The 17,835-nt window shown below is 69.6% G+C and carries 14 protein-coding genes; 6 read left to right on the top strand and 8 right to left on the bottom strand.

The window, feature by feature from the left end; all coding sequences use genetic code 11:
* Positions 1-58 precede the first annotated feature (58 nt).
* On the top strand, positions 59-757 hold the full coding sequence (locus OHA11_RS44400) for a response regulator transcription factor (protein ID WP_266506778.1): 699 nt from the start codon (positions 59-61) through the stop codon (positions 755-757).
* Positions 747-2,543 (top strand): HAMP domain-containing sensor histidine kinase, encoded by a 1,797-nt coding sequence (locus tag OHA11_RS44395; RefSeq protein ID WP_266506776.1) that lies wholly within the window; start codon positions 747-749, stop codon positions 2,541-2,543. Before OHA11_RS44400 ends, OHA11_RS44395 begins: the two co-directional genes overlap by 11 nt.
* A 77-nt stretch (positions 2,544-2,620) precedes the next feature.
* Here OHA11_RS44395 and OHA11_RS44390 read toward each other — a convergent pair whose 3' ends face one another.
* From OHA11_RS44390 to OHA11_RS44380, 3 genes are read right to left on the bottom strand one after another with little or no spacing between them, the layout of a single operon-like run.
* The gene (locus tag OHA11_RS44390; RefSeq protein WP_266506774.1) at positions 2,621-3,472 is read right to left on the bottom strand and encodes a carbohydrate ABC transporter permease; all 852 of its coding nucleotides are present in this window, start codon (positions 3,470-3,472) and stop codon (positions 2,621-2,623) included.
* Positions 3,473-3,482: 10 nt separating this feature from the next.
* Positions 3,483-4,478, bottom strand: a complete 996-nt coding sequence (locus OHA11_RS44385; RefSeq protein WP_266506772.1) for a carbohydrate ABC transporter permease — start codon at positions 4,476-4,478, stop codon at positions 3,483-3,485.
* A gap of 9 nt (positions 4,479-4,487) precedes the next feature.
* On the bottom strand, positions 4,488-5,975 hold the full coding sequence (locus OHA11_RS44380; protein WP_266506770.1) for an ABC transporter substrate-binding protein: 1,488 nt from the start codon (positions 5,973-5,975) through the stop codon (positions 4,488-4,490).
* Positions 5,976-6,281: 306 nt separating this feature from the next.
* Here OHA11_RS44380 and OHA11_RS44375 point away from each other — a divergent pair, with 306 nt between their 5' ends.
* On the top strand, positions 6,282-7,316 hold the full coding sequence (locus tag OHA11_RS44375) for a LacI family DNA-binding transcriptional regulator (protein WP_266506768.1): 1,035 nt from the start codon (positions 6,282-6,284) through the stop codon (positions 7,314-7,316).
* Positions 7,313-9,274 (top strand): DUF2264 domain-containing protein, encoded by a 1,962-nt coding sequence (locus tag OHA11_RS44370; protein ID WP_266506766.1) that lies wholly within the window; start codon positions 7,313-7,315, stop codon positions 9,272-9,274. Before OHA11_RS44375 ends, OHA11_RS44370 begins: the two co-directional genes overlap by 4 nt.
* Before the next feature lie 90 nt (positions 9,275-9,364).
* On the opposite strand, the gene OHA11_RS44365 is transcribed toward OHA11_RS44370, so the two are convergent.
* Together OHA11_RS44365 and OHA11_RS44360 are read right to left on the bottom strand one after the other, a co-directional pair.
* Positions 9,365-10,357: a glycoside hydrolase family 6 protein gene (locus tag OHA11_RS44365; protein WP_266506764.1), complete on the bottom strand. Its 993-nt coding sequence runs from the start codon at positions 10,355-10,357 to the stop codon at positions 9,365-9,367.
* Positions 10,358-10,467: 110 nt separating this feature from the next.
* Positions 10,468-12,681, bottom strand: coding sequence for a glycoside hydrolase family 9 protein (locus OHA11_RS44360; protein ID WP_266506762.1), 2,214 nt, complete (start codon positions 12,679-12,681; stop codon positions 10,468-10,470).
* A 304-nt stretch (positions 12,682-12,985) separates the two neighbouring features.
* Between OHA11_RS44360 and OHA11_RS44355 the strand changes: the two genes are divergently transcribed.
* Together OHA11_RS44355 and OHA11_RS44350 are read left to right on the top strand one after the other, a co-directional pair.
* Positions 12,986-14,329, top strand: coding sequence for a GH1 family beta-glucosidase (locus tag OHA11_RS44355; RefSeq protein WP_266506760.1), 1,344 nt, complete (start codon positions 12,986-12,988; stop codon positions 14,327-14,329).
* 63 nt (positions 14,330-14,392) lie between these two features.
* Positions 14,393-15,397: a LacI family DNA-binding transcriptional regulator gene (locus OHA11_RS44350; protein WP_266506758.1), complete on the top strand. Its 1,005-nt coding sequence runs from the start codon at positions 14,393-14,395 to the stop codon at positions 15,395-15,397.
* A gap of 91 nt (positions 15,398-15,488) precedes the next feature.
* Here the strand turns inward: OHA11_RS44350 and OHA11_RS44345 are convergent, their stop codons facing one another.
* The 3 genes from OHA11_RS44345 to OHA11_RS44335 all read right to left on the bottom strand — a co-directional run bounded on the left by OHA11_RS44345 (position 15,489) and on the right by OHA11_RS44335 (position 17,718).
* A complete protein-coding gene (locus OHA11_RS44345) occupies positions 15,489-16,154 on the bottom strand; it encodes a TetR/AcrR family transcriptional regulator (RefSeq protein WP_266506756.1) in 666 nt (221 codons plus the stop codon).
* Positions 16,151-16,822 (bottom strand): DUF998 domain-containing protein, encoded by a 672-nt coding sequence (locus OHA11_RS44340; RefSeq protein WP_266506754.1) that lies wholly within the window; start codon positions 16,820-16,822, stop codon positions 16,151-16,153. Before OHA11_RS44340 ends, OHA11_RS44345 begins: the two co-directional genes overlap by 4 nt.
* Positions 16,823-17,028: 206 nt before the next feature.
* On the bottom strand, positions 17,029-17,718 hold the full coding sequence (locus OHA11_RS44335) for a TetR/AcrR family transcriptional regulator (protein WP_266506752.1): 690 nt from the start codon (positions 17,716-17,718) through the stop codon (positions 17,029-17,031).
* Positions 17,719-17,835 lie beyond the last annotated feature (117 nt).

Below are 17,835 nucleotides of genomic sequence, written 5' to 3'. Positions count from 1 at the left end.
GTGGGAGAAAGCTCTCACCGCCCGTTGGTGGCGCCCTTTCGCCTCTACCATCAGGGGCATGTGCGCGCATGTTCTAGTGGCCGAGGACGACGAGAAGCAGGCCGCGTTGATCCGCGGCTATCTCGAACACGACGGTCACACCGTGACCGTCGTCTACGACGGTCAGTCAGCGATGGACCAGGCTCTCAGGGAGCCCCCGGACCTGCTGGTGCTCGACTGGATGCTGCCCGGCGTCGATGGGCTGGAGGTGTGCCGCCGGGTGCGCGACGAGGGCGGCCTGCCGGTGCTGATGCTCACCGCCCGCTCCACCGAGGACGATCTGCTGCGTGGCCTGGACCTGGGCGCGGACGACTACATGACCAAGCCCTACAGTCCGCGCGAGCTGATGGCCAGGGTCCGTACCCTCCTACGGCGCACCCAGCCATCGGTCCCCGATGACCCGCGGGTGCTGCGCGCCGGGCCGCTCCTCGTGGATCCGGACAGGCATGAAGTGGCCTGTCGTGACCGGCCGGTGCCCTGTACGCCGGGCGAGTTCCGGATCCTTGAGGCCATGGCCGCCGCACCGGGCCGGGTGTTCTCCCGGCGGGAGTTGCTGGAGTGCACCCAGGGGTACGACCGGGCCTCCACCGAACGCGCCATCGACGTGCACATCGTGAACCTGCGAAGGAAGATCGAGACCGACCCCCGTGCCCCGGAGATCCTGTTGACCGTGTTCGGCGTCGGATACAAGCTGACAGGCGGCCGCCGTGGCACGTAGAGCCCCGGCGCGCAAAATCCTGCTGCGCAACAGCCTGCTGACACGCCTGCTGGGCACCTCCCTGCTGATCGCCCTGCTGTCCATCGGCTCCACCGCCTGGCTCGTGGTCCGCAGCACCACCCTGTCCATCGAGCAGGAACGCGGCCAGGTCCTGGCGGACGACACCAGCGTTCAGGACACGCTGACCGGCTATGCGGCCCGCCACCGGAACTGGGCGGGTGTGACCGGGACCGTTCGGGAGCTTGCGAAGAAGACCGGTCGTGACATCACGTTGACGACAGCGGGGCGCCGAGTGATCGCCAGTTCGAGCGAGGATGGTTCCCGGCTGCCGACGCGGGCTTCGGCGGTGATCGATCCCTTGCGCACGCCTGCCGCCCCGGGTCAGGGCACCGGTACGGATACCTCACGCATCGACGCTCGTGCCGTAGGACCGTACGAACTCCCCGTCCAGGAACGGGAGAAACTCGGGCTTCTTGCCCGCGAGCAGGTCACGTGCCTGGCCGACTCGGGATACCGCGCCCAGGTGGTCGTCAGGTCGAGCGGTCGGCCCGACGTCCGGCTCACCCAGCCGGCCCTGCCGTCTGTCGACGATCTGTGCCTTCCCGAGCGGCTCGCGACCCCCACCAGGACGGAAGCCGACGCCCTGGCGGACCTGCAAGAACTCGTGGAGGCCTGTGCGGCGAGCCGCGGTGTGCCGAACACGCAGGACGTGGCGATCGGCCTGGACTTCGAGGCAGGATACAAGGGGACTGCTAAGGAGTCCGCGATCGTCGAGGCCTGCGGCGTGGAGGGGCTGCGCGACCAGCTGGCTCCCTATGTGGCCCCGCCGGCCCTCCTCTTCATCAGCACATCCTCCGGCCCGGCCACTCCCGTCGTCGATCTGTCCCCGGCCGGCACCGCCCGGATCGCGGGCGTCACCGGCCTGGTCCTGGCGGCGACCTTCGCAGTGACCATCTTCATCGCGATCCGGCTGGTGCGGCCGCTGCGCGCGCTGGCCGACGCGGCCCAGAACCCGAGCGAGCGGCACGTCCGCGTCCGGGTCACCTCCAAGGACGAGACCGGCTACCTGGCCGCCGCCTTCAACGACCTGTCGGAGCGCCGGGAACGCACTGAGGAGCAGCGCAAGGCCATGGTCAGCGACATCGCCCACGAGCTGCGCACACCGCTGACCAATATCCGCGGCTGGCTGGAGGCGGCACAGGACGGCATCGCCGTGCCCGATTCCGCCCTGCTGTCCTCGCTCCAGGAGGAGGCGGTCCTGCTCCAGCACATCATCGACGACCTGCAGATCCTCGCCGCGGCCGACGCCGGGACGCTGCGGCTGCATCCCGAGCGGCTGCTCCTGCGCGACGTGGTCGAGCAGGTCTCCGGCGCGCACCGGGCCGGAGCCGAGGCCGCGGGCGTCACGGTACTCACCCACGTCACAGATGATCCGGCGGTGGACGCCGACCCGCTGCGGCTGCGCCAGGCCCTGGGCAATCTGATGTCCAACGCGGTACGGCACACCCCGCCCGGCGGCAGGGTCACACTCTCCGCCCATCGTGCCGGGGACGACGTCATGATCGAGGTCGCCGACACCGGCAGCGGCATCGAACCCGAGGAACTGCCCCAGGTGTTCGACCGTTTCTGGCGTGCGGAGAAGTCCCGCAGCAGGCGCGGTGGAGGCAGCGGCCTTGGCCTGTCGATCGTCAGGCAGCTGATCGACGCCCACAGGGGAACGGTCACGGCTACCAGCGTGCCCGGTACGGAAACGGTCTTCACGCTGCGGTTGCCCGCCGGTTCGTAGCCGGGCGGCACCACCACGGGCACGGCGAACCGACCGACAACAGCCACTCCTCGCTACTGACCGACAGCCGCACCTCGCTACTGCTTGACCGCGCCCGCCAGCCCGTTGATGAAGAACCGCTGTAGCACGACGAAGATCAGCACGATGGGCAGCAGGGTGATGACCGACCCCGCGCACACCAGGGTCCAGGCGGTGGAGTTCTGGCCGATGAAGTTGAACATGCCCACCGACAGCGTGTGCAGTTCGGGGCGGGAGAGGGTGAAGACCAGCGGGATGAAGAAGCTGTTCCAGGCCGTGATGCAGGCGAACAGGCCCACGGTCGCCAGCATCGGCCCGGACAGCGGCAGCATGATCCGCCAGAAGATCTGGTGGAAGTTCGCCCCGTCCACGCGGGCCGCGTCCTCCAACCCCCGGTCGATCGTCGTGAAGTAGCCCATGAAGAGAAAGGTGCCGAAGACCATCCCGCCCGCCGACTGGACGATGACCACCGACCAGAGGGTGTTGAGGAGATGCAGCCGCTGGATCAGGTCGAAGACCGGGATGATCGTGTAACCGTGCGGCAGGAAGAGCGTCACACCGACCAGGCCCAGCCAGATCTTCTTGCCGGGGAAGTCGGTGCGGGCCAGGACATAGCCCGCCATGGAGGTGGCGAGCAGCGTGACGACGACCGTGCCCATGGCGAACAGGACCGTGTTGACGAAGAACCGGCTGAAGTCCGCCTGTGTCCAGGCCTCGCTGTAGTTGGACCAGTGGAACTCGGACGGGATCGGGTTCAGTCCGCCGGAGAAGAAGCCGTCGGTGCTCTTGAGCGAGCTGCCCAGCGCCCACAGGAACGGGTAGAGCCAGATGAGGCCGCCGCCGAGCAACGCGAGATAGAGCAGACCGCGTCGGCCCTGGCGCAGGCGCGGGGACAGGGTGGGCATCGCCATGAGGGCTCCTTCACTGGTTGGCGGCCGTGCGCCGTCGGCTGATTCGGCGCAGGGCGAGGACCTGCAGCGCGGAGAAGAGGATGAGCAGGAGGCCGTAGAGGAACGAGGCCGCGGAGGCCAGGCCGATGTCGGGCTGGGCGGCGGCGCCGGCGGCACCGCCGAAGGCCAGGTGGTAGATGTACGTGTTGACGACCTCGGTGGCGAAGTACGGGCCGCCGCCGGTGAGGACCTGCACCAGGTCGAAGACCTGGAAGCTGCCGATGAAGGCGAGCACCACGATGACGACGCCGACTTGGCGCAGCATCGGGATGGTGATGCGGAAGAAGGACTGGACAGGGCCGCAGCCGTCGAGCTTCGCCGCCTCGTACAGCTCCGCCGGGATGGTCTGCAGTCCGGCGAGGAAGTAGACGAGGTTGTAGCCGAGGGTGTGCCAGATGCCGATCGCGATGATCACGGCCAGGGCGGTGTTCGGGTCGCCGAGCCAGTCGATGTGCCCGTTGGTCACCCCGGTCTTGGCGAGCAGACTGCCCGCCGAGTCACCGAAGTTGGCGAGCATGAGCTGGATGACCACGCCGACGACCGCGGCCGAGGTGACGACGGGTATGAAGTAGACGGTGCGGAAGAACAGTGCGAACTTGAGCTTCGGGTTGTTGAGAACCAGTGCGAGCGCCAGAGCCAGCAGCAGTTGCACCGGGACGAGCACGAACGCGTAGAGGAAGGTGTGCTTGACGGCGCCCCAGAAGATGCCGTCGTGCAGGATCTGCCGGAAGTTGTCCAGGCCCACGTATTCGCCGGGTGAGCCGATGCCGTTCCACCGGTAGAAGGTGTAGCCGAACGAGGCGAAGATCGGGTAGATCACGAAGGCCAGCAGCAGCACGGCCATCGGGGCCAGATAGACGTACGACCACTTGGCGGCGCGAATGCGCTGCCAGAGGCCGTTCCGGGCGGCGACCGGCGGCGCGGTCGCGGGCGTTCGTCGACGCTCGCGGGTGTCGAGGAGTGACATGGTTCCTGCTCACGCCTTCTTCGTGGTGTACGGCTTCGTGGGATCCCAGTCGGTAAAGACGTAGTCGGACGTGCTGACCTTCTTGCCCTTCTTGGCCACCGCGGCGACCGCGTCGGAGAGGAGCTGGAACTTCTTGTCGGCGAGGCTGCTCAACGCGCCCTGAACGTCCTTGATCTGGCCGGTATAGACGCCGGCCACCACATCGCTGATGTCCGGCTTGGGGACACTGGGCGCGACGCCGGCCAGCTCCGGATTGCGTACGAGGGGCACCGGTCCGCGCAGCACCTGCTCGGTCATGCCGACGAAGGCGGCGAACGGCTTGGAGTCGATGCCGTCAGGGTCGTTGCCCTCGGGGTACACGGAGACACCGTTGAGGTCCTGCACCCAGCGGCGGCCGGCGGCGGGGGACGTCAGCGCGTCCAGCCACTGGAATGCCTCGTGTGCCTTCTTGCTCTTGGCGGAGACCGCGGCGAAGGCGCCGTTGCCGACCGGGTCCGCGTACCAGTAACCCTTGGGGGTCGCGGTGGGCGAGGGCAGCGTGACCAGGCTGTAGTCGGTGAACTTGTGCTGGGTCCACTCGGGCTGGTTCCACACGCCGCCGACGGTCATACCGAACTTGCCGCGCTCGAAGAACGCGCGGGCCGCTTCGTCCGAGAGACTGACGGAGTTGGGGTGGAAGAAACCGCGCTTCTTCCATTCGACGAACAGCTCAAGGAAGTCGGCGTACGCCCGGTCGGTGCCGAACGTCCACTTGCCGACGCGGTAGTCCATGCCGGTGCCGGGCGCTGTGGGAGCGCCGCCGGGTGCACCGGCGCCGCGGACGAACAGGTCGAGCCACCAAGCGAGGACGCCGATGCCGTCGGCGTTGCCGAAGCCGAAGCCGTACGACTTGCCGCCGCTCTTCTTGGTGATCGTCTGGGCGGCGCTGGTGACTTCGTCCCAGGTCCTGGGGATTTTGACGCTGCCGTCAGGGTTGGTCAGCCCGACGGACGTGAAGACGCCGTGGTGGATGTAGAGCTGGAGCTGTGCGCCCGAGCCCTTCAGCGGGGCCGAGTAGACCTTGCCGTCGAAGACGTTGGCGCCTTCCAGGAAGGTGCCCTCGGGGAAGCGCGACTGCCACTTGGGCGTCGCCCACTCGTCGAGTGGGTGCAGCCAGCCCTTGGCGACCTGCTCGGCGACGCTGGGCACCTGCGGGATCATGAAGACGTCCGGCGGGTTGCCGCTGCGGTTGGCGAGCGCGACCAAGTCCGGGTACTTCGCGTTCTGCTGGGTGGTCTTCTTGACGCCGACCCCGCTGTGGGCCTTCTCGAAGAGTTCTATCTCCTTGTCGACCCAGGGTGCTTGGGTGACGTACCAGTCCCAGTAGGTGAGCGTGTCCGCCGACGAGGAGGGGGAGCCGGAGCCGCATGCGCTCAGGCCGCCGCCCAATGCCATGGTCCCGGCGCCGAGTGCGGCGGTGCGCAGGAGGCTGCGTCTGGAGACGTTCGACGAAGTCATCTGGTGTTCCTCCGAGGCGGAGAAGAGGGATGCTGAACGGCGTGTAACGTTCACTGAACCGTTTACAGTAACCGGGACGTTAAGGGTGCGTGTCGCGGTCGTCAAGGGGTTCGACGAGGCTTTACGAGCCCATCCTCACGACGCCGGGAAGCCCGGGCATTCGAACCTCCGCCAGGGCATAGAGAAACTCCGGAAGGTTGTGTAACTTTTTCATCGGCGTTACTCACGTCGGCTGTTCACCGGGGCAAGGAGAAGCAGAGCATGGCTCGTGGTCGGGGTTCCGCAGGTCGGGCGACAATTCGTGACGTGGCGTCGCGCGCGGGCGTGTCCGTCGCCACCGTCTCGCGGATACTCAGCGGGGCGTACACAGCGCCCACCGCGACGCACGAGCGGGTCATGCAGGCCGTGCACGAACTCGACTACGTGGTCAACGCCAACGCCCGCTCCATCTCCACGGCCTCGGGGATGGTGGCGATGGTGGTCAACGACATCACCTCGCCGTTCTTCATGAACGTCGCCTCCGGAGTGGAGGAGCAGGCCGTCGCCGACGGCCGGGTCTGCCTCGTCTGTTCCACCCAGGGCGTCCCGGAGCGCGAGCTGTCGGTGATCAACCTGATGCGCCAGCGGGGCGCGGAGGCGATCATCCTGGTCGGCGGCATGGCCGAGACCGAGGAGCACCTCGCCCAACTCGCCGCCGCTGCCGAGGGGATGGACCGGGCCGGTGCCCGCCTGGTGCTGTGCGGCCGGACCTGGAAGGGCGCGAAGGCGCCGGTGGACGTGGTGGAGTGCGACATGGAGAGCGGCGCCTTCGCCGCCACCAGTCACCTGATCTCCGCCGGTCACACCCGGGTCGCCCACCTGGCGGGCCCGCACGAGTTCAGCGTGGCGGGCCAGCGCCTCGAAGGGTACGAACGGGCGTTGCGCGCCCACGGCATCAAGCCCGACCCGGCGCTCGTCGCCGAGAGCGACATGACACGCGAGTCCGGCTACGAAGCGGCCTGCCGACTCCTGACCGACACCGACGCCACCGCGATCTTCTGCGCCAACGACATGAGCGCCGCCGGCACCATCGCCGCCGCCCGCGACCTGGGCCGCTCGGTCCCCGACGACGTATCCGTGGTCGGCTTCGACGACATCCCGCTCGCCCAGGACCTCTACCCACGGCTGACCACCGTGCATGTCCCCCAGCAGGAACTCGGCCGCTCCGCCACCCGCCTCGCCCTGCACCGCCGCCCCACCGATCCGCAGAGCCGCCATGTGGTGCTTGGCTCGCACATCGTCGTACGCCAGTCGGTGGCACCCCCCGCCCGCCTCAACACCGTCCGAAAGGCGGACAGTTGACACCGGAAGACCGGCTCCTCTCCCCGTACACCGGCTGGACGCGTACGCACTGGGAGGGGCTGGCCGACGCGCAGCTGGCCGCCGTCCGCCCGTACGCCACCGACCGGCACGCCCTGCTGCACCTGCCCGGCCCCGCCAGCCGCTCGGGCCGGCACAGCGACGGACTCGAAGGGTTCGCCCGCACCTTCCTCCTCGCCGGCTTCCGCCTGGCACACTCCGGGGACACCGATCCGGGCGGCCATGCCGCGTGGTACGCCGAGGGCCTGGCCGCCGGCACCGACCCGCGCTCGCCGGAGCACTGGCCGAGCCTGCGTGAGTGCGGGCAGGCCAAGGTGGAGTGCGCGTCGGTGGCGATCGCGCTGCACGAGACACGGCCGTGGATCTGGGACCGGCTGACCGACGGCGTACGGCAGCGGATCGTCGCCTGGATGACGGACATGCTCTGCAGCGACGTCCCCGACAACAACTGGGTCTGGTTCCGGGCAATCACGTCGGCGTTCCTGCGCTCGGTCGGCGCGCCGTGGAGCGCGTCCGACATCTACCACGCGATCGCGCGGACGGAGGAGTGGTACGCGGGCGACGGCTGGTACGCCGACGGGGGCGGCACGGACGGCCCGTTGCGGCACTTCGACCACTACTCGGGCTGGGCCATGCAGTACTACCCGCTGTGGTACTGCCGCATCTCCGGCGCCGCCGCCGACCCCGCCCTCCTCCCCCGCTACCGCGCCCGGCTGCGCCGCTACCTCGAAGACGCCCAGCACCTGGTGGCGGCCGACGGCGCCCCGCTGTACCAGGGCCGCTCCCTCACGTACCGCTACGCGATGCTCTGCGCCCTGTGGACCGGCGCGGTCTTCGACGCCACTCCCCTGCCTGCGGGCCGCACCCGCCGACTGGCCAGCGGCGTGCTGCGGCACTTCACCGAGGCCGGCTGCTTCGACGGGCGCGGGCTCCAACCGCTGGGCTGGCACGGGGAGTTCACGGCCATCCGGCAGCCGTACTCGGGGCCCGGCTCGCCGTACTGGTCGAGCAAGGGCTTCGCCGGACTGGTGCTGCCGGCCGAGCACCCGGTGTGGGCCGAGAAAGAGGAGCCGCTGCCGATCGAGACCCGTGACGTGCGGCGGACGCTGACCGCCCCGGGCTGGCTCGTCTCCGGCACGGCCGCGGACGGGATCGTACGCGTCGTCAACCACGGCAGCGACCACGCGTTCGGTGACGGCGTCGACGCCGAGGCGGACGACCCGGTCTACAGCCGCCTCGCGTACGCCTCCCACGCCGCCCCCGACAGCACGGAGGCGAGCCTGAACGACCCGCTCGACTCGCACATCGCCCTGCTCGACGCCGAGGGGCGCCCGTCCCACCGCCGCCCGCTGACCCGGCTGTACCTCGGTGTGCGCACCGCCGTCTCCCGCCACCGCGCCCACTGGCCGTTGGGCCCCGTACCCGCTCCGTACGCCCACGACCCCGCACCCGGCTTCCGCCCAGGTCCGTGGGTCACGACGGCGTCCGTGCTGAACGGACCGCTGGAGGTCCGGCTCGTCCGGGTCGACGGCCCGGTGCGGGAGCCGTTGCGGCTGCGGCTCGGCGGCTACTGCCTGGCCGACGCGGAGCCGCCGTTAACGCACGAAGCAACCGGGCCGGCCGCATGGGTTCGTCGTTCAACCGCCTTGTCCAGCACGGTGGTTGGGTTGCGCGGCTTCGACCAGGCAGGCATCGCCACCGCGCGGGACGCCAACGCTTTCGGCCCGTACTCGGCAACGCCCTGGCTCGCCACGGCGGCAGAGGTCGAACCGGGCACGGTGTACGCCGCGTTGGTCTGTCTCTCGGGAGTGGTCGAGGGGCCGGGCGCCGCCGAAGCCGTACGCCTGGAGGTCTCCTACGACCGCGACGGCACCGCGCTCGCCTCGGTCACGTGGCCCGACGGCACGGAGGACACCGTCCGCCTGGAGCCGCCGAGTTGACGAGCTTGACGAGCGGGTACGGCGTGGGGTGCGGGCTGTCAGGGGCCCGCGCCCCACGCCGGGATCAGGTGGTGCCGGACGCCGCCGGGATCACGTGCCGTCGATCAGCCGGACCGCGAGGTCGGGGCTGAACTGTCCGGCGGGGACGGTCGGTGCTATGCCGCACGCACCGTCGGAGTTGCCCGGTGTCTTGACCCACAGCAGCAGGTCCTCGCCGCCACCCACGCGCGCCGTGACGCCGAGTTTGCGTCCGGCCGGGTTGCACCACTCGCCGTTGGAGCCGTTGCCGTTGCGGCTGGTGTCCACGACGAAGTGGGAGCCGCCGCCCAGGGACGCGTTGATCGAGTTGCCGTAGGTCTCCGAGGACCCGGTGGTGTAGAAGTTCGAGACGTTGAGGGCGTAGCCGCGGATGTTGTGCACGCCCGCGGAGTTCAGCCGGCTCGCCATGGTCGCCGGGGCGACCCAGTTGGTGTGTCCGGCGTCCAGATAGGCCCAGGTGTTGGGTGCCTTCTGCTGGAACATCTGGGAGGCGTACGCGAGCATCGCGAGCCGGTCGCTGATCTGCGCGCTGGTCAGACAGCTGAAGTCCGACAGCGCGTCCGGCTCGATGACGACCACGGCGGGGCGGGTGCCCACCGCGGCCGCGAAGGTCGAGATCCAGGTGCGGTACTCGGCCACGCTGCCCGCGCCGCCGGACGAGTGGCCGCCGCACGCGTCCCGGAGAGGGATGTTGTACGCGACGAGGACCGGCAGCTTGTCGTGGCTGTCGGCGGCGCCGACGTAGTTGGCCACGGCCGCTCCGATCCCTCCGCTCTCACCGCCGGTGTACCAACGGGCGATCGCCTGGGACGCGATGGCCGACTGAATGCGCGCGGCCCGCGCGTCGGAGGGGTTGTTGCGGACCCAGGTGGCCGGGCCGGAGTCGGGGTTGGAGTAGAAACCACTGGTCAGCGAGATCGGGCTGGCGGCGGCCGCCGGACCGGCCGCCACGAGCGGCAACGGTAGAACGAGCAGACCGATCAGAGCGGTTCGGAGCAAGGCGGTCTTGAGCGGGGCGGTTTTGAGCAGGGCGTTCCAGCGCATGGTGAGTCCCGTTTCTCTCGGGGCGGGGCTGCCGTGGGCCCCTCGGCTCGGCTCCCGCCCGCGCGCGTCCTGCGCGGGCGGGGCCACGGCGGTGGTTCGGACACTGGCGCTCAGCGCGCGGAGTCGGCGGCGAAGGTCGCCACCCAGGCGAGTGCGGAGTTCCAGTTGATGGCGATCTCGTTGGTCGAGTACGAGTAGATGTCGTCGATGTAGCAGGTGGCGGGGGCGCAGCCGACCAGGTTCTGTCGCGCGACCGGGTCCTGGAGGGCGGAGTCGGGGCCGCCGGCCAGCGAACCGGGCGGCGGGCTGGGCAGCTTGGGGTCGATCTGGTGGGCCCAGATTCGGTTGTGCTGGTTGTGGCTGTCCTGAGTGCCGTATCCGGTGACGAAGGACTGGTTCAGGGCGTTGCGGCCGAAGAGGTAGTCCAGCGACTCCAGCACGGCATCGCGGTAGACGCCGCGGTCGGTGATGTCGTACGCGGTCGCGATGACCATGGCGTTGTTCACGGTGACGCTGTTGGAGCCCCAGACGTACACGCCGTCCGCGGGCAGGTTGAGGTTCGGATAGCCCTGCGACCGCGCGTCCTGTACGAACCCGTCGGCGACGGCGAGGACCCGCTTGCGCGCGGCGGCGACCATGGGGGCGGGGAAGCGGCTCGGCAGCCGGACGACGGTGAGGTCGGCCAGCGCGCCGGTGTCCCGCCAGGAGAACCCGGCCGGGGTGATCTTCGTGTCGATCCGGGACAGGTAGGCGCGGTCGCGTGTGGTGGCGTAGAGCTCGGTGGCGGCCCACGAGAACTCGTCGGTCACGTCCGTGTCGGCGTACGCTCCCCCGCCGACGCTGTCGCTGCCCGGGGCGTACACGTCGGGGCTGGCCAGCGCGGCCTTCCAGGCGGTCTTGGCCGCTGTCAGGCACCTGCGTGCGAAGGCCTCGTCGTAGCGTTCCCACACCCGGGCGCACTGGGCGGCCGCGGCGGCCAGGTTGAGGGTGGCGGCGGTGGACGGCGCGTGCAGGTAGCGGGGCTGGGAGTCCTTGTCGGGCTGGGTGGGCAGGGCGGTCCAGGCCAGGTCGTGGATCTTGTGGTGGACCATGCCGGCCAGCGGCTCACCCGCGGGCACCTGCATCTTCAGCAGGAACTCCGTCTCCCAGCGCGACTCGTCGAGTACGTCGGGAACGCCGTTGTCGTTCTCGGGGATGCTCAGCAGTCCGTCGCGTAGCCCGGCGGTGTCATCCTGCGCACGGGAGCGCTCGTACGAATCCATCAACTGCCAGGCGGCGAGCGCGCCGTTGACGACGTACTTGCCCTGGTCGCCCGCGTCGTACCAGCCGCCCCGGACATCCAGCGAGTAGCCGCAGGTGCCGGGCTGGCAGGGCACGTCCGTGTCGCCCTTGTTGGGTGCCACGCCGAGGTGTCCGGCGGGCCGGGCGTAGGCGTCGCCGGCGTACTGGGCCTCGATGGGCGTGCCACTGCGGACGGCGTAGAAGTAGCCCAGGGAGTCCTTGCGCAGGGTCTTGTAGGGGTTGTCCGCGATGGCGAACGGATAGCTGGTCGCCGTGCCGACCGCGAGCGTGTATCCCGTGCCGGCCTTGTGGACCGAGCCGAAGTCGGCGATGTGTACATGGTCGCCGGAGGCGGTGTCCGTGCCCTGGACGCGGGTGAGTCCGTTCTTGACGACGGCGCCCGAGGAGTCGAGCAGGCGCCATTGCACGGGCGTCGCCGAGGCGTCGACGATGGACGCCTTCTTGGGGCCGTGGACGGCGTAGCCGTACTGGTTCGTCCGCACCGGGGAGCCGAAGTCTCGCCCGCCGCCGGGGGGAACCGCGCCGCCGGTGAGGGAGACGTCGTCGAGGCACAGCGTGAACGGCTGGGCGGCGCCGCCCTGTTGGAACTGCAGCTGGGCGTGCAGGCCGGCGGTCGTGGACGTGCCGGTGAACTGGAAGGACTTGGGTGTGGTGGTGACGGTGGCGGTCTTGTTCAGGGTGGCCGGAGCGGCGGGCAGCTGCACCACGGCGCGGAGGGACACGTCCCGGGTGGCGGAGGCGGTGAAGCGCAGCGTGTAGGGCTGGCCCGCCTCCAGTGGGATGTCGTTCTGGCCGATCATCGAGTCCCATGGGTTGACGGTCCCCGCGGGGACGTCGGCGCACAGGCGGCCCAGACTGACGGCGGACGGCGTGTTGCCGCTGCTCCACCAGGGGCTTTTCCCGCTGTCGAACGTGCCGTTGAGCACGCGTTCGTACTCCGCCGCGTGTGCGGGTGTCGCGGCAAGGGCGACGGTCAGGACGGGCGCGAGGAAGACTGCACCCCATCTGGCTCTGTGGGACATACCGGGCCCTTCTCGGTGGCAGGGTTCCCGGCTCGGTGCGGCGTCAGTGCCAGATGGTGGGTGGGGGCGCCGGAGGCTGTCAAGCCTTCAAGCACGGGAGTTTTTCTGTGTCCGAACCCTTCACAGACTGAACATCCCGCTCCTACTCTGCGACTGTAAGCGCTTCCAGTCTTGGCTGGAGGCATCACGCAGAAACCGGCCGAGCTGTGGCGTCAACCCAGGTCAGCAGCGATATTCGCGTCAAGGACGAGGGCACTCCGATTGTTATCGCTCTCGGAAATCCCACAGGTGGAGGTTCAACTCAGTGAGCACGTTCGATCCCGGCTTCCTGTGGGGCGCCGCCACTTCGAGCTACCAGATCGAGGGCGCGGTCGCCGAGGACGGCCGGGGTCCCTCCATCTGGGACACGTTCGCGGCCACTCCGGGCGCCATCCAGAACGGTGACACCGGAGCCGTCGCGGCCGACCACTACCACCGCTTCCCCGGAGACGTGGCGCTGATGGCCGGACTCGGCCTGCGCGCCTACCGCTTCTCCCTCGCCTGGCCCCGGATCCAGCCCACCGGCTCCGGGCCGGTCAACCAGCGCGGCCTCGACTTCTACCGCCGCCTCACCGACACCCTCCTCGACCAGGGCATCCAGCCCTGGCCCACCCTCTACCACTGGGACCTGCCCCAGCCACTGGAGGACAGCGGCGGCTGGCCCGCCCGGGACACCGCCGTGCGGTTCGCCGAATACGCCGCCCTCGTCCACGAGGCGCTGGGCGATCGCATCGCCCACTGGACCACCCTCAACGAGCCGTGGTGCTCGGCCTTCCTCGGCTACGCCACGGGCCGCCACGCCCCCGGCCGCCGCGAACCCGCCGCCGCCGTACGCGCCGCCCACCACCTGCTGCTCGGGCACGGCCTGGCCTCGGAGGCGATACGGGGCGCTGCCCAGGTCGGCATCACGCTCAACCTCACCCACGTCTCGCCGCTCCACGACACCCCCGCCGACCTGGATGCGGCCCGCCGCATCGACGGCATGCAGAACCGCCTCTTCCTGGACCCGCTGCTGCTCGGCGCCTACCCCGACGACGTCCTCGACGACCTCCACGAGGTCACCGGCTTCGGGCACATCCACGACGGTGACCTGAAGAGGATCGGGGCTCCGATGGACTACCTCGGCGTCAACTACTACTCACCGATGCTGGTCGCCGGCGGCTCGACGCCGACCGAATCCGCCTATGTGGGCTCGCCGTTGGTCCGTATCGCCGACGGCGGCCGACCGAGGACCGCGATGGGCTGGGAGATCGACGAGAAGGGACTCCTCGATCTCCTCCTGCGACTCAGGGACGACTACCCGGCCGCACCTCCCCTGTACATCACGGAGAACGGCGCCGCCTTCGACGACCTGGTGCAACAGGGCGAGGTGCATGACGCGGACCGGATCGCCTACCTGAACGGCCATCTCCGCTCCTGCGCACAGGCGATCGACCGTGGCGTGCCGCTCAAGGGCTACTTCGTGTGGTCGTTGCTGGACAACTTCGAGTGGTCTTTCGGCTACACGCCCCGCTTCGGCATCGTTCACGTCGACTACGCGACCCAGCACCGCACGCCAAAGGACAGCGCCCGCTGGTACGCGGAGGTCATCCGGCGCGGCGGCCTGTGACTCTGTTCGCGCTTACAGTGCTGCTACTGCCCACCCCATCCGTACAAACAGGAGCAGCCACTCATGACGACCAGACGGCCACCGACGCTCGACGAGGTGGCGCTGCGCGCCGGGGTGTCCGTCGGAACCGTCTCGCGGGTGATCAACAACCGTCAGCACGTCAGCAAGAAGGCGCGGCAGGCGGTGGAGAGTGCCGTGGCGGAGCTGGGCTACGTGCCCAACGTGGCGGCCCGTTCGCTCGCCTCGCAGCGGCGCGGCGCGGTGGTGCTGGCGATCTCCAGCGACGACCCCGCGCTGTTCGCCAACCTCTTCTTCGCCGAGGTGATCACCGGGGTCAACGCGGTCATCGAGGAGACGGACCTCGAACTGCTGCTGGTCCTGGCCGCCTCCGAGCGGGGCCGGGCCCGGCTCGCCCGCATCCTCAAGTCCCGGGGCGCGGACGGCGTCATGCTGCTGGCCCTGCGCGAGAACGACCCGCTGGCGAAGGTGGCCGAGGCCGGGGGCGTCCCCGTCGTGCACGGAGGCCGCCCCCTGGACCGGGCCCCGCGCTGGTACGTGGACGCCGACAACCGGGGCGGGGCCCGCCAGGCCGTGGAGTACCTGATCTCCACAGGTCGCCGCGCCATCGCCACCGTCACCGGCCCGCAGGACATGCATGCGGGTGTCTCCCGCTATCTGGGCTTCCGCGAGGCGGTCGCCCTGGCCGGACTGAAGGACCACCGGGTGGTCCACGCCGACTTCAGCGAGGCGGGGGGCGCCGCGGCGACTGCCCGCCTCCTCGACGAACACCCGGACCTGGACGCGGTGTTCGTCGCCTCGGACGCCATGGCGGCCGGTGCCCTGCGCGTCCTGCGCGAGCGCGGCCGTACCGTCCCCGAGGACGTCGCGGTCGTCGGGTTCAACGACATCCTCACCGCCCGGCACACCCAGCCCGCCCTGACGACGATCCACCAGCCCATCGTGGCCCTCGGCAGCGAGATGACCCGCATGCTGGTGCGCGTGCTGGGCGGCGAAGAGCCGACGCCCCTCATCCTGCCGACGGACCTGGTGATCAGGGAATCCGCATAGCCCGCGCAGCTGGTCCGAGCGACGGAGCGGCTAGCGCCCGGCCTTACCGCCTGCCGCCTACCCTTGCTTGCCCCCGCCCCCGCTCCTGCCCCTACCCCGCGTCGCCCTGCGACTGCGCGGGAGCCGTGGGCCAGGTCCGGAGAATCTGGGCGTCGGTCATCGCGGACGTATGCGCCGCGGGGCCCCGCTCCAGGCCGAAGCCCATCAACAGCGCCTCTGCGTAGCGTCGCCAGGCCTCGGGGGCGATGTCCTCGGTACGGTCCGCGATGGCGCCGATCATGTGCAGGAAGGCGTACACGTCGGAGCTGGCGAAGTCCTCGCGGACGGCGCCCGCGGCCACCGCGGCTTCCACCAGGCCGTCCACGTGGCGGCCGAGGTCGTCGCGCATCTGGGCGATGGGCCTCGCGTCCATGCTCGCGTTGGCGAGGATGACATCGAGGGCCCGGTCCCCGGCCCGCCACTGGGCCGCCGCGAGCAGGTAGTGGCGCAGCGCCTGTCCCGGGCGCGGTTGCCCCTCGGCCTCTGCCGCGAGCTCCAGGAACGTGGTGAACCGCTCGGTGAACAGGGCGTCGATCAACGTCTGCAGGTCGGGGAAGCGCCGATAGACCGTGGCGACGCCGACTCCGGCCTCGCGGGCGATCTCATTGAGGGTGACGGCGGACCCGCGCTGCGCGAACATCCGGTCGGCCGTTTCCATGATCAGCCGACGGTTTCGTTCGGCGTCCGCTCGCAGCGGGCGTTGCGTTTCCCGGGTCACGCCAAGACATTCTCCACCACGGCGGGGCGGTGCTGGTGCCTGGCCAGGAGCAGGGCGCCGGTCACGACGCTCCACAGCAGCCAGGAGTAGACACTGCCGCGCTCGAACGCCCCGGCGGTACTCACCGAGACGCCCACGAGCGCCACGCTCACCAGGCCCAGGGCGCCAACCGTCACGCTGAAGATCCGGTACGCCGTCGGCAGGCCGAGGCCTCGCAGTGCCCCCGCCAGGATCGCCAGCGTGTTGGCGCACAGGATGCCGATCCCGGCTCCGCCGACGTGGAGAGCCGTTCCGAAGGCGGGTCCGTCCGCGGTGCCGTGGAACAGGCCGATCAGCACCATGCCCACCCCGTGGGCGAGCGCCAGGGCGATGATCACTCGACGCGCACGCCCCTCGACCAGCCCGGCCAGCAGCAGCACACCGGTCGCGAACAGGATCCCTTCGAGCATGAACGACGTATTCATCAACGCATGGTCCGGGGAGCAGAGTTCGCGGCCCTGGAACCGGGTGCCGCAGTCGGCTACGCCGAGGTCGCTGATGTAGTTCCGGGCGTAGCTGTAGGGGGGACTGGTCCAGGCGGCCGCGGTGATCGCTTCGGCGACCACCCATTGCACCGCGTTCACCACGAGGACCACCGCTCCCAGCGGTAGCCACTTTGTGCGAGGCATCGGGAACTCCTCTCACGACGTCATGGGACGACGTCGACGGAAGTCAGCGTACCAGTAAGTGGATGAATCTATCCACTTACTCCTCCCTCCCTGCGATTGCGCCGAACGTCGTGGACGCAGCCGTGCGAGCCCGATGCGGAGAAAGTATCTCCACATAGGAGTGATGGCAATGCCCTGGTGGGTGGGCATGGCGAGTCCGCCGCTCGCTACTCCTGGGCCGGGGTGGGCCTGGCCGCCAGGCCCATCAGCTCCTCCACCGTCTCGTTGCCCAGACTCTCCGTCGTCAGCGGCCGATTGCCGGGGCGCTGCCGGAGGCCGTCCAGCAGGATCTCGATGTAGCGGCGCCAGATTTCGGGCCGCTTGCCCTGCGTGAACTGGGCGGCGGCACTGAGCATCTGCTGGATGACGGGGATGTCGGAAGCGGTCACCTCCGCACGGAGGTCTCCGCTCTCCTGGGCGCGGTGGATCAAGGCCTCCAGGAAGGGGAGCATCCCACCCCGCGCCGCCTCGATGGGCCCGGAACTGTGACTGCCCAGCATGATCACTTCATTGAGGCCGCGATTCCCGGCCAGGTCAGCGGTCATATCCGTCAGGAAGTCGACGAACCCCTGCCATGGATCGGGATGCGCGAGGGCCTTCTTCGCGGAGAGCTGCCGCAGCTCGAGATCCTGCTCGAACAATGCCCGTACGAGGGCTTCCTTGGTAGGGAAGCGGCGATACACCGTACCGACGCCGACTCCGGCTTCATGGGCCACGTCGTCGAGCGTGACTCCCAGTCCGCGCCGGCCGAAGATCTCGCGTGCGGCACGCAGGATCCTCTCCCGGTTGAGAGCGGCATCGCGCCGCAGGGGACGGCCGCCGTCCTTCGCACTCGCGGACCGGGAACCGTCATTCATGGCCCCAGGGTAGTCCCGTTGATCACCTGCCAACTTCCACCGTTCCGCTCTCTTGACAGGGGTTGCGGGGCTGCCTTTACTTACCAACCATCTAACGACCAATCGTTCGGTCGGTAC

Source organism: Streptomyces sp. NBC_00878 (genome assembly GCF_026341515.1).
GTDB lineage: Bacteria > Actinomycetota > Actinomycetes > Streptomycetales > Streptomycetaceae > Streptomyces.
This window is presented reverse-complemented; position numbering and strand designations above follow the sequence as displayed.